At 71.6% G+C, this 13,999-nt stretch carries 14 protein-coding genes, 1 pseudogene and 1 CRISPR repeat array; of the genes and pseudogenes, 10 read left to right on the top strand and 5 right to left on the bottom strand.

Annotation, left to right across the window (positions count from 1 at the left end; all coding sequences use genetic code 11):
• Positions 1–124 precede the first annotated feature (124 nt).
• The 4 genes from UA74_RS24675 to UA74_RS24690 all read left to right on the top strand — a co-directional run bounded on the left by UA74_RS24675 (position 125) and on the right by UA74_RS24690 (position 4,529).
• Positions 125–850, top strand: coding sequence for a sirohydrochlorin chelatase (locus UA74_RS24675; protein ID WP_232237430.1), 726 nt, complete (start codon positions 125–127; stop codon positions 848–850).
• 222 nt (positions 851–1,072) lie between these two features.
• Positions 1,073–1,876 carry an enoyl-CoA hydratase-related protein gene (locus UA74_RS24680; protein WP_075742379.1) on the top strand — a complete coding sequence of 268 codons (804 nt, stop codon included), beginning with the start codon at positions 1,073–1,075 and terminating at the stop codon, positions 1,874–1,876.
• Between the two features lie 181 nt (positions 1,877–2,057).
• Positions 2,058–2,391: direct repeats of the CRISPR family, unit length 28 nt; unit sequence GTCTTCCCCGCGTACGCGGGGGTGTTCC.
• 254 nt (positions 2,392–2,645) lie between these two features.
• Positions 2,646–3,485, top strand: a complete 840-nt coding sequence (locus tag UA74_RS24685; RefSeq protein ID WP_075765566.1) for a class I SAM-dependent methyltransferase — start codon at positions 2,646–2,648, stop codon at positions 3,483–3,485.
• 270 nt (positions 3,486–3,755) lie between these two features.
• Entirely contained in the window at positions 3,756–4,529 is a 774-nt protein-coding gene (locus tag UA74_RS24690) for a class I SAM-dependent methyltransferase (protein WP_157434426.1), read from the top strand.
• 193 nt (positions 4,530–4,722) lie between these two features.
• On the opposite strand, the gene UA74_RS24695 is transcribed toward UA74_RS24690, so the two are convergent.
• Positions 4,723–5,073, bottom strand: a complete 351-nt coding sequence (locus UA74_RS24695; RefSeq protein ID WP_075742382.1) for a barstar family protein — start codon at positions 5,071–5,073, stop codon at positions 4,723–4,725.
• A 73-nt stretch (positions 5,074–5,146) separates the two neighbouring features.
• A complete protein-coding gene (locus UA74_RS24700) occupies positions 5,147–5,398 on the bottom strand; it encodes a hypothetical protein (RefSeq protein ID WP_157434427.1) in 252 nt (83 codons plus the stop codon).
• A 30-nt stretch (positions 5,399–5,428) separates the two neighbouring features.
• Here UA74_RS24700 and UA74_RS24705 point away from each other — a divergent pair, with 30 nt between their 5' ends.
• Both UA74_RS24705 and UA74_RS24710 read left to right on the top strand, forming a co-directional pair.
• Positions 5,429–6,394, top strand: coding sequence for a zinc-binding dehydrogenase (locus UA74_RS24705; protein WP_075742383.1), 966 nt, complete (start codon positions 5,429–5,431; stop codon positions 6,392–6,394).
• Entirely contained in the window at positions 6,391–6,918 is a 528-nt protein-coding gene (locus tag UA74_RS24710; RefSeq protein WP_075742384.1) for a GNAT family N-acetyltransferase, read from the top strand. The genes UA74_RS24705 and UA74_RS24710 overlap by 4 nt, the downstream gene beginning before the upstream one ends.
• A 78-nt stretch (positions 6,919–6,996) precedes the next feature.
• Here the strand turns inward: UA74_RS24710 and UA74_RS24715 are convergent, their stop codons facing one another.
• Together UA74_RS24715 and UA74_RS24720 are read right to left on the bottom strand one after the other, a co-directional pair.
• Positions 6,997–7,641 carry an MOSC domain-containing protein gene (locus tag UA74_RS24715; RefSeq protein WP_075742385.1) on the bottom strand — a complete coding sequence of 215 codons (645 nt, stop codon included), beginning with the start codon at positions 7,639–7,641 and terminating at the stop codon, positions 6,997–6,999.
• A 189-nt stretch (positions 7,642–7,830) separates the two neighbouring features.
• Positions 7,831–8,856: an NAD(P)H-dependent flavin oxidoreductase gene (locus UA74_RS24720; RefSeq protein ID WP_075744197.1), complete on the bottom strand. Its 1,026-nt coding sequence runs from the start codon at positions 8,854–8,856 to the stop codon at positions 7,831–7,833.
• 110 nt (positions 8,857–8,966) lie between these two features.
• On the opposite strand from UA74_RS24720, the gene UA74_RS24725 reads away from it, so the two are divergent.
• The 3 genes from UA74_RS24725 to UA74_RS24730 all read left to right on the top strand — a co-directional run bounded on the left by UA74_RS24725 (position 8,967) and on the right by UA74_RS24730 (position 10,541).
• On the top strand, positions 8,967–9,722 hold the full coding sequence (locus tag UA74_RS24725) for a DUF4383 domain-containing protein (protein WP_075742386.1): 756 nt from the start codon (positions 8,967–8,969) through the stop codon (positions 9,720–9,722).
• A 300-nt stretch (positions 9,723–10,022) separates the two neighbouring features.
• Positions 10,023–10,151 carry a hypothetical protein gene (locus tag UA74_RS34070; protein ID WP_257787487.1) on the top strand — a complete coding sequence of 43 codons (129 nt, stop codon included), beginning with the start codon at positions 10,023–10,025 and terminating at the stop codon, positions 10,149–10,151.
• 195 nt (positions 10,152–10,346) lie between these two features.
• A complete protein-coding gene (locus UA74_RS24730; RefSeq protein WP_075742387.1) occupies positions 10,347–10,541 on the top strand; it encodes a DUF3046 domain-containing protein in 195 nt (64 codons plus the stop codon).
• Positions 10,542–10,957: 416 nt separating this feature from the next.
• Here the strand turns inward: UA74_RS24730 and UA74_RS24735 are convergent, their stop codons facing one another.
• The gene (locus UA74_RS24735) at positions 10,958–12,928 is read right to left on the bottom strand and encodes an Hsp70 family protein (protein ID WP_075765568.1); all 1,971 of its coding nucleotides are present in this window, start codon (positions 12,926–12,928) and stop codon (positions 10,958–10,960) included.
• 277 nt (positions 12,929–13,205) lie between these two features.
• On the opposite strand from UA74_RS24735, the pseudogene UA74_RS34375 reads away from it, so the two are divergent.
• Positions 13,206–13,992 (top strand): annotated as a pseudogene (locus UA74_RS34375) (DEAD/DEAH box helicase); the annotation flags it as partial.
• Between the last annotated feature and the right edge of the window lie 7 nt (positions 13,993–13,999).

Consider the following 13,999-nt stretch of genomic DNA (forward strand, 5'->3'; position numbering starts at 1 on the left):
GACGCGGCGGGCTGCCCGGCGCTGACGTGTTCGAGGCGGAGACGGCTCGACAGGGTCGACACCGCCAGGTCCGACGCAGAGAAGTCCGACACCGAGAAGTCCGATGCAGAGAAGGCCGAGGCTTGTGAGTCCGACGCTGGTGGCCGTGGCGCACGGCAGCCGAGATCCTCGTTCGCCCGCGACGATCGACAGCCTCGTGGCGGGTCTGCGCCGAGCACGGCCTTCCATGCCGGTGCTGCCCGCCTACCTCGAACTGTCGGCGCCGCCGCTCGACGAGGTGCTCGACGAGGTCGACACGGAGTCGGTGCTAGTGCCCCTGCTGCTGGGCCACGCCTATCACGCCGGGGTGGACATCCCGACCGCCGTCGAGCGGGCCCGCCGCCGTCGACCGTCGCTGCGGGTGGCGGTCGCCGACGTCCTCGGGCCGGATGAGCGGCTGGAGTCGGCGGCGCTGCGCAGGCTGGCCGAGGCGGGCATCCGGCCGGGCACGCCGGAGGTCGGCGTGGTGCTCGCGGGCGCGGGCTCCTCGCAGGAGCAGTCGAACTCCCTGGTGCGTCGGGTGGCCGAAGACTGGGCACGGCACCACGGCTGGGCAGGAGTGGTGCCCGCATTCGCCTCGGCGACCGGCCCCACCGCCGCCGAGGCCGTCGCCGAGCTGCGCGCGGCCGGTGCCGAACGGATCGCGGTCGCCCCGTGGTTCCTCGCCCCAGGACTGCTGCTGAACCGGGTGATCGAGGGGGTCCGGGCCGATGAGCCTGCCGCCGTGCTCGCCGAGCCGATGGGCGCGGCACCGGAGCTGGTCGACCTGGTCCTGGACCGCTACGCGGCGGCGGCTCGCTCGTCAGGCTGAGGCCGGACGGGTGTCACCGGCTCGGATTCCCGCCGTCGCGGCTGCTCGGGGCGGCTGTCGGCTGTCGGCAGGCTGGAGGGGCTCGACGGCTCGGGCACGGCCGAGCAGTCCGAGGTTCAGGGGTAGGCCGCCCACCACGCCTGCGGAGATCGACGAATCGGCGTCCCCGAGTCGCCACGCACTCCTGCCGAGAGCACGTCCCGGTCGCCTAGGGTCGGCCAGATGACCGAGAACCTCGTGCGGCATCGCGTCGCGGACGGCACGGCGACGATCACCCTGGACTCCCCGCACAACCGCAACGCGCTGTCCGCCCGGCTGCGTCGCGAACTGCGTGACCTGCTGATCGCGGACATCGCCGACGAGTCGGTGCGCGTCATCGTGCTCGACCACACCGGCCCGGTGTTCTGCTCCGGCATGGACCTGCGGGAGTCCAGGGGTGCGGGCGCGGCGGATCAGGGCGTGAACGAGTTCCCGGAGCTGCTGGAGCTGATCTGGACCAGCCCCACGCCGGTCGTCGCCCGACTCGCCGGACCGGCGCGGGCAGGCGGGGTCGGCCTCGTGGCCGCCGCCGACATCGCGGTGGCCGCCGACACGGCGACCTTCGCCTTCTCCGAGGTGCGACTCGGAGTGGTGCCCGCCGTCATCTCGGTGACCGTCCTGCCTCGGCTCGCGGCCAGGGCCGCCCACGAGCTGTTCCTCACCGGCGAGACCTTCGACGCCGCGCGGGCCGTCGACATCGGACTGCTGAACTCGGCCGTGGCCGCCGAGGATCTCGACGCCGAGGTCAGCCGGATGACGCGCATGCTGGCGGCGGGCGGACCGGCGGCGCTGGCCGCGACCAAGGCGATGCTGCGCAGCCCTCGATCGGGCCGGCTCACGGAGGAGTTCGCCGACATGCTGGCGCTCTCGGCACGCCACTTCGCAGGAGCGGAGGGGCAGGAGGGCATGCGGGCCTTCGCCGAGAAGCGCCCGCCGTCCTGGGTGCCCGCCGACGGGCCGCCGGGCTCGGCGGCCGGGCGAGGCTGAGCGCCCCGGCGGGACGGCGGCCGGTCGACTTCCCCGATCGGCGCGAGACCGCCGGGATGCAGGCGGCAAGCGAGACGTCGTCTATCAGTCGCGTTCGTCCCGGCAATGTGATCGACATCGAGACTCATCCGAAGTGAACGAGAATCCGGTTACCCGCCGGTAGACCAGCAGGTCAGCAAGGGTCTTCCCCGCGTACGCGGGGGTGTTCCCATGTGGTGGAACGGCGTGATGAGGGGCACGGCGTCTTCCCCGCGTACGCGGGGGTGTTCCAAGGGGGCGGCGGCGATGGTCGATGCACTCCCAGGTCTTCCCCGCGTACGCGGGGGTGTTCCCACGGTGAGCCCGCGCTGCCCGCCATCGCCGATATCTTCCCCGCGTACGCGGGGGTGTTCCCGGCAGCAGGCCCTCCGGAGCACCGTCGACCGGATCTTCCCCGCGTACGCGGGGGTGTCCCCCGCTGCCGCATCCGAAAGTCCGGGCGGGCGACATCTTCCCGGCGTACGCGAGGGCGTTCCTGCCATCCCTGTTCCCGCTGTGGACACTCGGGGCTTCCTCGTGAACGCCGGGTGATCCGACAGGCCGATCCAACGCGAGCCCCTGACCGGCGCGCACGCACCGTGTCGCACCCAGGAACACCGATCCCGTCGGCTACGCCGATACCCGCCCGCCCGGCTCGCCGCCACCGCCCGCCCGCATGACTCGGCAGGCCCGCTCGGTCTGTCGAACCGCCGTCGAATCGGCCGTGTCTCCTACACTGGGTGTCCTAGCGATGACGGAGGGTGGGGTGGCGATGCGTCAGTCGAGGGATCAGCCGGAGCAGGCCGGGGTCGTCCTCCCGGTCGATCCGTCCGAGACACCGGGGCCGTCGGGCGCCGCCGACCCGTCCGACCCGGCCTACGAGCGGGCGTTCGCCGCCTTCCTCGCACACACCGATCAGAAGCGTCAGATGTGGGCGCATCTGGAGTCGATCGTCGCCGATCTGCCGCGTCACGACGTGCTGATCGACGCAGGGGCAGGCGAGGGCGGCACAACGGCGTGGCTGAGCGGCTCGTTCCGGCGGACCATCGCCGTCGAGCCCAACTCCGTGCTCCGGAAGCGGCTGCACATGGTCTGTCCGACCGCGACGGTGCTGCCGAGCCGAATCCTGGAAACCACGCCGGACGCGCGAGGCGACCTGGTGCTCAACTCCCACGTCCTCTACTACATCCCCCGGCCGGAGTGGCCGGCCGTGCTGGCCAGGCTCGCGTCGTGGATCTCCCGACGCGGTGAGCTGATCGTCGTGTTGCAGAACCCGGACAGCAGCGCCATGGGGATGGTCCGCCACCTGACCGGCCATCGCTTCGACCTCACCTCCGCCGCCGAGGAGTTCATCACCGGCGATGCGGGCGGGCGGTGGGTCGTCCGGGTCGAGACGAGCCCGGCGCGGGTACGCGCTCCGGATCTGGAGACCGCCACGACGATCGCCGAGTTCATCCTGGGCATCACGCCCGTGGAGGCACATCCCGAACGCGCCGCAGTGTCGGAGTACGTGCAGGAACACTTCGTCGCCGCCGACGGCTCCTACACCATCGACTGCACCCAGGATTTCCTGCGGCTCAGACGCCCCTGATCGGGCAGGCTGCGGGTCGCCGAGGTCCGCCCGGCGGTTCATGGAACGCACGACGGGACGGCGGCCCTGGCGGATTCGGCAGACTCCGCCCCCCGCCTGGGCGTCGGCGCAGCGCCAGCAGGGTGCGGCGACTCGACAATAGCTCGGCGCTCGGGCCTGATCAGCCGGGCTGACGGCCTTGGTTCGACCGGCGATCCACCGCCCGCGACCGTGCCTGCCCGACGTCAGACGCCCGGCGCCCGACCACGACTTCGGGACGAGGAGGTCCCCGTGTCATCAGAGCAGATCATGAGCACGCTGCCCGCGCTCGATCCGGCGGGCGAGGGCTATCAGGAGGCCTTCGCCGCCTACCTTGCACACAGCGACGAGGCGGCGGTGACCAGGCCCCGGCTGGATCGCATCGTCGCGAGTCTGCCGGAGCGGCTGGAGTTCATCGACGTCGGTGCGGGCTTCGGCCGGACGGTGCGCTGGTTCGTCGACTCCTTCGCGCACGTCGTCGCGATCGAGCCGAATCTCGAGCTGCATCACCGGATCACGCTGGCCGCGCCCGATGCCGAGGTGTTGGGGGGCTCGATCCTCACGGCACAGCCCCGCCTGCCCGCCGACCTGGTGCTCTGCTCTCACATCCTCTATTACGTGCCTCGGCAGGACTGGCAGGCCTGCCTGAACCGAATGGCATCCTGGCTGTCCGAAGAGGGCGAACTGGTCGTGCTGCTGCAGAATCCGGACAGCGACCTGATGCGGCTGCTCCACCGGTTCACCGGCAGGCGTTTCGACCTCGCCGAGCTGCTCCCCGCCACGCGCGACTCGGGCTGGTCCGTGGTCCTGGACACGGTGCCGTCGATCCTCGCCGCACCGGATCTCGACACGGCATTGATGATCTTCCGCTTCTTCCTCAGCGGCATCACCAGCGTTCCCACCGACGAACGACGCCCGGCCCGGACCCGCGCGGAGCTGACCAGGCAGCTCGACCGGCATCGGCTCGACGACGGCGGCTACCGGATGAGCTGTACCCAGGACGTCCTGCGCCTCCGACGGCGCTGATCACCGTGGGCCTGGGAGGCCTGCGGCATGGGCGGGGCGGGGCGGGGCTGGGGCGGGGCGGAAGCGACATGCCGGGCTGCTCGAGGACACCGGACGGATCACACCAGGTCCGCCGCTCGTCAGATCTCGGCGCCGAGTGTGAGCCCCGGAACGACGAAGCGTGCTCACGGCAACAGCACCGCGGCGACTCGGCTCAGACCTCGACGAAGACGACGGACAGCTTTCGGTCGCCCGGCTCGTCCTGCTCGACGGCGTCGAGCACCGCACGCCGAATCCGAGGGAAGCCCGCCGGATCACGGTCGGCGTAGCCCGCCGGGTCGACCCAGACGAGCCGGTGCTCGCCCTCTTCGAGCCAGGACAGGTCGGTCAGGCAGTCGTAGAGGGCGTCGAGGTTGTGGCCGAAGGTCTCGGGAAAACCGAGCAGGCGCGCGATCGCGTCGATGACCTCGGCGGAGTCCGCCAGTTCTCGACCGTCCAGGACGTGCGGCCAGGCGCCGTCGGCCTGCGCCTGCTCGATCGCCTCGACGACCAGGTCCCAGCTCATCGCTGCACGAGCCAGGCGACGAGGACCAACAGGATCAGTCCGATCAGGACGAGCGTGATGCGACGGGGAGAGTTCACGCCGGGCCTCCCGACGCTCGACGGACACCCGTGTCGATCACTTCGCGGACGTCGTCGGGCTGCGGCGTCCGGCCGCTGCGCCTGGCGAAGAAGGCGGAGACTCGATCGACGCCACGATCGATCAGGAACGCGGCCAGCCAGCACAGCGGCGCCAGAATCAACATGACCAGCGCGAACTGGAGGACGAACGGCGACTGGACGAGCCACAGTTCGACCCCGTCCCACCACCCGGTCATCGAAGACACCACGCCTGCGAGCCTACGCGGTAGGTTCGAAGCATGTTCGCCGTATACGCCAGTGCGCCCGATGTCGACGACCCGCTCACGGGGCTGACCATCGGGGAACGGCCGGAGCCGTCGGTGCCGGAAGGGTGGGTGCGGGTCGACGTGCGGGCGGCCAGCCTGAACATGCACGACGTCTGGACCCTGCGCGGCGTGGGCATCGCGGCCGAGTCCTTTCCGATGATCCTGGGCTGTGACGGCGCGGGCGTGCTGGCCGACGGTACCGAGGTGCTGATCCACCCGGTGATCAACGCGCCGGGCTGGCGGGGCGACGAGACGCTGGATCCGAAGCGGACACTGCTCACCGAGCGTTATCAGGGCACCTTCGCGGACTCGGTGGTCGTGCCTGCGGGCAACGTGGTCCCCAAACCCGCCGAGTTGTCGTTCGTCGAGGCCGCGACGCTGGGCACCGCCTGGCTCACGGCGTACCGGATGCTCTTCGTGCAGGCAGGCGTGCGGCCGGGCCAGACGGTGCTGGTGCAGGGCGCCTCCGGCGGCGTGTCGACGGCGCTCATCCAGCTCGCGAGCGCGGCAGGCGCCCGCGTCTGGGCGACAGGCCGCACCGAGGAGAAGCGTGCGCTGGCGTCGAGCCTCGGTGCCCACGCGACCTTCGAGACCGGCGTCCGACTCCCCGAACGAGTGGACGCGGTCTTCGAGACCGTCGGCAAGGCCACCTGGTCGCATTCGCTGAAGTCGCTCAAGCCGGGCGGCACCGTGGTGGTCGCAGGCGCCACGTCCGGCCCGGACCCGAGCGCCGACCTCCAGCGGGTCTTCTTCCTCCAGCTCCGCGTCCTGGGTTCGACGATGGGCACCAGACAGGAGCTGGTCGATCTCGTGTCGTTCCTGCGCCTGCACGACGTCCGCCCGCAGATCGGGCTGACGCTGCCGTTGGAACAGGCCACGGCAGGCTTCACGGCCATGCTCGGCGGGGAGACGGCAGGAAAGATCGTGTTCACGAGATGAGTCCGGCGCGCGTCGAGGTGATCCGACTGGACGAGACCGTTCACGCGGTGATCGACCTGGCCAGACGCGCGCAGGCCGCAGTGGGACAGCCGGGGGCCGACCGGGCGGCCGGTCATCTGGCCGGCCTCGAACCCGTGCCCGGCCTGCTCACGATGGGGGCGCATCAGCAGGATCGGCTGGTCGGCGTCCTCGTCGGCTGGCCGTGCGGAGCCCGCCCCCTGTGGGCGGCACTGGTGCAGCCTGCCCTGGCGGCCGCCGGGCACACCTCCTGGCTGACCGGCTCCTTCGAGGTCGCGGAGCTGCACGTCGAACCGGAGTTCCACGGCACGGGCGTCGGCACGATGCTGCTCAGGTCGCTGGGCGAACGGATCGAGCAGGACCGGCTCGTGCTGCAGGCCGACGTCACCAACCGACGGGCCCGCGAGTTCTATCGACGACGGGGATTTCGCGTGCTCACCGGCCCGTTCCGCACGGTGAACCGCCGCAGGGCGCTGGTCCTGGGGACCGTGCTCCCGATGCGCTGACCGCGGACGGACTCGGAGCGGCAGCCGGTCGGCGGGCAACGACGACCGCAGAGCGACGCAGCGACGAACGGCGGCGTGTCAGCGCGCCGCGAGGGCCATGCGGCTTCTGACGTCCTCGGCCCAGGGCTCGGGGAGATCGCCAAGGGCCTGGCGCACGTGATCGTCCAGTTCGCGCTTACGGCCGCGCAGCACGCCGAAGACCTCGGCGACGGTCACGCCGTGGTCGGGGGTGCTCAGGATCTCGATCGGCGCCCCGGCCCACACGGCGCCCGGTTCCTCCACCGCGAAGTAGGCGCCCGGCCGACCGTGTTCGGTGAAGCGCTTGATCAGGCTCTGGGCGGACCAGAAGCCCGCGAAGACCCGGCAGGGGATGCGCGGGCCGGTCACGCGGAGGACGGTCTCGCCCACTCGAACCCGCTGGCCGATCACCAGGTCGTTGACGTCGGCGTCCGCGACGCTCAGGTTCTCGCCCGCGTTGCCCGGCACCAGTTCGCGGCCGATCACCGACGACCAGTGTGCGAGATCGTCGACGCCGAAGGCGTACACGGCCTGATAGGAGGCGCCGTGATTCGCCGTGTCCACCACGGTGTCACCCGTGACGCCGCCGAGGGCGACGTGCACTCGGCCGTCCACCGGACGCTTGTCGATGCCGGTGCGACCCAGTTTCCCGGTCCAGTCGCCGGTCCTGACCACGGCGAGGTTGACTGAGCGCACGGTCCCCATGACGGCAACGCTAAAGAGTCGGCAGCCGCGTTGTACAGGGGATTCCGGATGATCGTCCGTCGTCACACCCCCGAAGCGGCCGCTCAGCCGTCGACCGGGGCCGAGCGACGTTCCCTGCCGTGCGCGGCTGTCTCCCACCGGCCCAACGACCGGGTCGGGCCAGGCGGGCGGGCGCTACACCGTGTCTGCTCAGGCCGAGCGGCCGATCTCCGCTCCCCACGCCGCCACCAGCTCGGCGGCGGGGAGTTCACGGGTCTCGTCCGCGCCAAGGCCCGCCCAGGCGGACATCCGCTCCGGGTCCTCGGCGGCGCCCGCCGCAGCGCGCACCGGGGCGGTCAGGTGATGGATCTCCGGGTAGGCCGCCGGGGCGTGCGCGGTCAGCTCGGTCATCATCTCGTTGACCAGGCCGCGCGCGGGCCTGCCGGTGAACGCCCTCGTCAGCGCCGTCCCCCGGCGCTGGGTGAGCGCCGACCGGTGCGCGGTCTTCGTGCCCGCCTCCGGGCTGCGTAGGAACGCCGTGCCGAACTGTCCTGCGCCGGCCCCGGCCGCGAGCACCTCACGGAGCGCCCGGCCGTCGGTGAGGCCGCCTGCCGCGATCAACGGCAGCGTGGTCTGAGCGCGGACCAGTCCGATCAGGTCGAGCAGCGGGTGGGTCGGGCCGCCCGCCTCGGAGCGGCCGTCGTCCACGAAGACCGCTCGGTGGCCGCCCGCCTCGATGCCCTGAAGGCACAGGCCGTCCGTACCCGCCGCGACCGCCTGTCGCGCCTCGTCCGGGCTGGTCACGGTGACGACCACCTGACTGCCGACCCGCTGAAGTCGTCGCACGTCCTGGGCGGCGGGCACGCCGAAGGTGAAGGAGACCACGGGCACCGGCTCGGCGAGCAGCAGCGCCAGCTTGGCGCGGTAGTCGTCGTCGTCCCAGCGGGGTTCGCCCGGCGCGACGCCGAGGGGACGTCCCTGGTCGGCCACCAGCTCGCGAAACGCCGACAGGTCCGCACCGGAGGGCTCGCCGGGCACGAAGAGGTTCACGCCGAACCGGCATCGGCTGAGGCTGCGGACCCGATGAATCTCGGTTTTCACCCGATCGGGCGAAAGATAGCCGGCAGCGAGGAAGCCGAGTCCGCCCGCCTCGCCCACGGCGACGACCAGTTCCGGCGTGCTCACCCCGCCCGCCATCGGCGCCGCGACGATCGGAACACGCAACTCATTCACCACGTCAGCCACCGTAGTCGCAGTTCGGGGGCCGAGGGACGTGCGACCCGACGAGACCCGGAGCACACTGGACACCTTCCGGACCCGCCTCCATCCATGCGAGGGAGCGGAACATGAGAATGAATCAATACCTGCCGGTCGGGCACCCGCTGAACAAGATCTACCGGGTCGGCGCGGGACTGATCGGCGCCGGGCTCATCGTCTTCGGGCTGCTCGGCTTCATCAACCGCCTGACCTTCTTCTCCATCGAGGGCGACCGCGTCCTGGGCCTGTCCAGCAACGGTCTGCTTTCCTTGATCTCGGTGATCGTGGGCGTGATCCTGATCGGCTCGGCCGTCATCGGCGGCGTCGTCGCCTCCACCACGGCCGTCGTCATCGGGCTGTTGTTCCTGTTGTCCGGCCTGGTGAACCTCGCTCTGCTGGAGACCCCGCTCAATCTGCTCGCCTTCGAGATGCAGAACGTGGTGTTCAGCCTCGTGGTCGGGATGCTGCTGCTCTTCCTGGGCCTCTACGGGCGGCTCAGCGGCGGACTGCGGGAGGACAACCCCTTCGTCCGAGCCCGGCACCACGAGGACCCGAGCGTCGACCACAGCGCGGAGGAGACGGCGGAGCGCAGGCGGCTGGCGGAGATCCAGCCGATCGCCGACGCCGAGTACGCCGTGGCCCAGGGCACCGCGACCCCGGAACAGCAGCGGCTGGTGGCCGCCGACGCGCAGGAGCGTGCCGAGATCGCCCGCCGCGAGGCCTACCGCCGATACGAGGACGAGCATGCGGCGGGCACCGTGCCTGCGCAGGAGGAGCGGAAACGGCAGTCGTCTCGACGCGGGTCACGCGGCCGACACCGCAGGCCGCCGACGATCCGCGCCTGATCGGTGCGGCCCGCAGCACACCGACGCGCAGCACACCGACACAGCGTGCAGCGCGAACCGGCGCTGCGGAGTGCCGTGCAGGCAAGGCTCCGCGGCACCCGTCCGGCGGCGAGAGGCACTCGGCCGGGTTCGGATGCAGCGGGATCGGGCATCGGGTCAGGTCGAGCTCGCAGGGTGACGGCTGGACCGCCGATCCCCGCACCGTCGGCGCCCTCGCCGTCCGCTCCCGGCGGGTGCGTGCCCGTGCGGCGCCGCGCTGTCTGCCGACGGATCTGAGGATCGACAGGTAGCGTCGAGGTCGTGCTGGCGCTGATGCAGACGGACCCCACCGGCCTCTCGTCCACGACCGGTCGCCTGATCATGGCCGCAGGCCTGGCGGCGGCGGTCCTCGTCACCGTGTCGGTGTGGTGGCGGAACCGGAACCGCTGAGGCAACGTCCTCGCTCCCTGCCCTGGGCCTCGATGTCGTGGCGGGCGGAGAGCCGTGGCTGCCGCAAGTGGTCGAGAACGTCGACGACTGACCGGCGACGGACGGCATCGAGCGATGTGCGCGTGGCGCCGTCGGCGTTCAACTGCCCACGGCCACCCTGCGGTGCGACTCGGCGGGCGGGCTACGGTGGTAGGGATGCGACACACCGCCTTCCGCTCCGCGATGGCCCAGGAGTTCGGCCGAGTCCGGGCCGAGATGCTGGCCAGAGACCACGTGTTCTCCGAGCTCGGCGGACGCACCGTCAACCAGGCCTTGGAAGCGGGCGTCGAGCCCCGTCAGGCCTGGCGTGCCGTGTGCGACGCCTTCGACATCCCGGCAGAACGGCGCTGAATCGCGCGGTTCAGCTTGTCCCGATGCACCCCGAAGCCTGAGTCACCTGCGCAGTACGAACCTCCGGCACTGATCCTCGCGTTGACCGCCGGATACGACCTGGATCACGCGGTAGGGAATCGGGGTCAGGCACAGAGAACTCCTAGGTCGGAAAGTGTCGGCGCCGCGCACGCGGGGATGGTTCCGCCGGTGTCGGTCGTCGCCGCGCCGCCTGCCGCGTCGGCCCAGCACACGCGGGGTGGTGATCCGTCATCCGACCCCTGCTTGCGTGACCCCGGATCGACGGCTGGGTCTGCTCCCGCACGGAAGTGATCAGACCAGCAACAGTCGGCAACGCCGGGCGGCACGGCGCGGGCAGCGTCGAGAAGGCAACGACGCCGAAGCACCGCAGCGCTGGCAGAAGTACCCGAGAACCCTCAGGTTCCCGGCTGGATGCTCGCCTCGAAGTAGTCGGCCAGCGCGTCGGCGGTGAACTCCTCGGCCTCGGAGCTGTTGGCGAGCACGAAGCCGACGAGGGGCCGATCCGTCACGGTGAACACCAGGATGCCCCGCCCCTCGCTGACGGCGGACTGGTAGCGGCCGTCGAGACCGTTGCCCGCCCAGCGCGCCTCGACCAGGTCGCCCTCGCTGTGGGACAGCCAGGACTCGGCGGTGGCGCCCGCCGCCTCCACCGAGCCCGCATGGTTGTAGGCGAGGGCGTAGCTCTCCGTCGCATGGCTGAACTGGCAGGTGACGATGCTGCTCTCGCCCGAACCGCTCGACTCGGCGTCGCCAGGTCCGCAGTCGTGCCGATCGGGGACCGTGCCCGCGAGCTGACGCAGGCAGGCGGTGAAGCCGTTCTCGTCCGTCTCGGCGCCCGAGGAGCACTCCGCTGCGGTGGGCAGCGCATCGGAACCGAACAGCATGATTCCGCCGACGACGGCGCCCGCCACGAGCACCGCCACGCCGACGATCGCGGAGACCAGTAGACCGGTCCTACGCCGTGGCGCCGGACCGCCCTGCGCGGCGCTCAGCGCGTAGGTCGGGGGGTAGCTGGTGCCCACGCCGTGTGGTCCGCTGTGGCCCGGACCGGGCCTGCCGGGCACCGGATGGCTCGGCCCGGCCTGACTGAGCGCCGGTTGGCCGCCCGTGCTCGGATAGCCGGTCATCGTCGGTTGGGAAGTCGTGGAGTAGGCAGGCTGCGGCACGGTGAATCCACCGCCGGGGACGGGTCTGCCCTCCGGGGGCGTACCGCCTGCGGCAGGTCGGCCGCCGGCAGGCGTGGCGGGCGACGCGGTGAACTGGTCCGGTTCGAAGTCCTGGGTGCGCATGGTCGCGCCGTCTCGCGGAACGTGGTGCGCCCCGAGCGCCACTGCGGTCTCCGGCTGGTCCAGGCTGGTCGCGACGACCTTGGTCTGCTCCGCGATCAGGGTGGCCACCAGCGGGATCCGGCTGGACCCGCCCACGAGGTAGATGCCCGCCAGCGCCTCCGGGGCGATGCCCGCCGCCCGGATCGTCGCCTTGAGCAGTTCGACGCTGCGCAGCATGCTCGGCCGGATCAGCGCCTCCAGCTCTGATCGGGTGACGAGCACGTCCTGGAAGGGGTCCGGCAGCGGGACGTCGGTCTGCGGATGGCGCGACAACGTCTCCTTCGCCGCCTTGACGTCCTCGCGCAGCGCCCGCTGCGCCCGACGATCGTTGGTCGTCTCGGGGCGGAGCAGCCGCTGCCAGCCGCTCGGATCATGCTGGGACACCTGCCTGCCGACGTGTTCCAACAGCACCTGGTCGACGTCGAGTCCGCCGAGGTCGGGCAGCCCGTTCTCCGCGAGGACCACGAAGCCGTTCTGGGTGGCTCCGACCACGGCACAGTCGAAGGTGCCCGCGCCGAGGTCGTACACCGCCAGTGCCTTGCCCGGCGGCAGCGACCGGTCGGGGAAGGAGGCGAAGTGCGCCGCCGCCGCGACCGGTTCCGGCACGAGCACCAGGTCGTCGCCGAGGCCCGCGAGCCGCGCGGCCGCCAGCAGCACGTTCCGCCGCGTCGCACCCCACTGGGCGGGGTGGGTCAGGCGGACCTCGTCGGGGCGCCCGCCGCCGAGCTGTCTGCTGGTCTCCGCCGCCACTCGCATGAGGACGGCGGACATCGCCTCGGTGACCGAGACGACGCTGGTCCCCAGCAGCAATGAGCCCTCGTCGACCCTGCGCTTGGGGTTCGGCTCGTATCGAGCCGGGTCGAGCCGCGCGCGGCGCTCGGCATCCCGCCCGACGACCAGCGTGCCGTCCTCGTCGGCGAAGACGGCCGAGGGCATGGTGGCGGACCCGTCGACCTCGATGACGCGAGGCTCTCGACCGTGTGCGGACAGCACCGCGACGGTGTTCGACGTACCCAGGTCCACGGACAGGACGCGCACTGCACTCTCCTCGACGCTGTGTCGGTGCCCCCGCTGTCGCCTTCGGCGACGAGACGGCCCGTCGTCGGAGGCTACGAGACGGCCGCCGGGTCCGAAAGGATGTCGCACTCGGCGCCGAGCACGGGTCGGGCGAGCACGGGCGATGCGGGGAGGCCCGGTGGAGATGGTGCCATGCCGTCCCGGCGGATTCGGCGGTTTTGCCCTAACCGCGATCTCACCCGACGTCCGAGCCTCGCACCGAGTCGAAGTCGTCGGTGTGCTGGGTGAGGATGGTCCGATGAGCCCAGGCAGTGGCATCGGCGATCCCGCGGGCGCGGATGCGCAGCGGGGGCTCGAGCTGTTCTCCCCCGCCACTCGCGACTGGTTCGGCACCACCTTCCCCGCTCCGACCTCGGCCCAGACCGGTGCCTGGCGGGCCGCGGCACGGGGCGGACACGCCCTGGTGATCGCGCCGACCGGGGCGGGCAAGACCCTCGCCGCCTTCCTCTGGGCGCTGGACCGACTCGCGGTGACCGGGCCGCCCGCCGAGCCTCGGGCTCGGTGCCGGGTGCTCTACGTCTCACCGATGAAGGCCCTGGCGGTCGACGTGGAGCGGAACCTGCGTGGTCCGCTGGCCGGAATCGGTCGCTCTGCGACGCGACTCGGCCTGCCCGCCCCCGACATCACGGTCGGCATGCGGACGGGCGACACCGACTCGGCGACGCGCCGAGGGTTCAACCGCACCCCGCCCGACGTGCTGGTGACCACGCCGGAGTCGCTGTTCCTGCTGGTGACCTCGGCGGCACGCGAGTCGCTGCGGGGTGTGGCGACGGTGATCGTCGACGAGGTGCATGCGGTGGCGGGTGGGAAACGAGGCGCTCATCTCGCCGTGTCGTTGGAGCGGCTGGACGCGCTCCTGGTCCGCCCGGCACAGCGGATCGGTCTGTCGGCAACGGTTCGGCCGGTGGAGGAGATCACGACGTTCCTGGCCGCCGGGGCGCCGGTGGAGGTCGTTCGGCCTGTCCACCCCAAGGAGGTGGCGGTCCGGGTGGAGGTTCCGGTCGCCGACATGTCGCGGCTCGACGAGCAGCA

Origin of the sequence: Actinoalloteichus fjordicus, assembly GCF_001941625.1 — a bacterium.
GTDB lineage: Bacteria > Actinomycetota > Actinomycetes > Mycobacteriales > Pseudonocardiaceae > Actinoalloteichus_A > Actinoalloteichus_A fjordicus.

Coding starts and splice junctions, on each gene's coding strand:
- UA74_RS24680 (WP_075742379.1), top strand. CDS start 1,073: ATGACCGAGAACCTCGTGCGGCATCGCGTCGCGGACGGCACGGCGACG.
- UA74_RS24685 (WP_075765566.1), top strand. CDS start 2,646: ATGACGGAGGGTGGGGTGGCGATGCGTCAGTCGAGGGATCAGCCGGAG.
- UA74_RS24695 (WP_075742382.1), bottom strand. CDS start 5,073: ATGAGCTGGGACCTGGTCGTCGAGGCGATCGAGCAGGCGCAGGCCGAC.
- UA74_RS24705 (WP_075742383.1), top strand. CDS start 5,429: ATGTTCGCCGTATACGCCAGTGCGCCCGATGTCGACGACCCGCTCACG.
- UA74_RS24710 (WP_075742384.1), top strand. CDS start 6,391: ATGAGTCCGGCGCGCGTCGAGGTGATCCGACTGGACGAGACCGTTCAC.
- UA74_RS24715 (WP_075742385.1), bottom strand. CDS start 7,641: ATGGGGACCGTGCGCTCAGTCAACCTCGCCGTGGTCAGGACCGGCGAC.
- UA74_RS24725 (WP_075742386.1), top strand. CDS start 8,967: ATGAGAATGAATCAATACCTGCCGGTCGGGCACCCGCTGAACAAGATC.
- UA74_RS24730 (WP_075742387.1), top strand. CDS start 10,347: ATGCGACACACCGCCTTCCGCTCCGCGATGGCCCAGGAGTTCGGCCGA.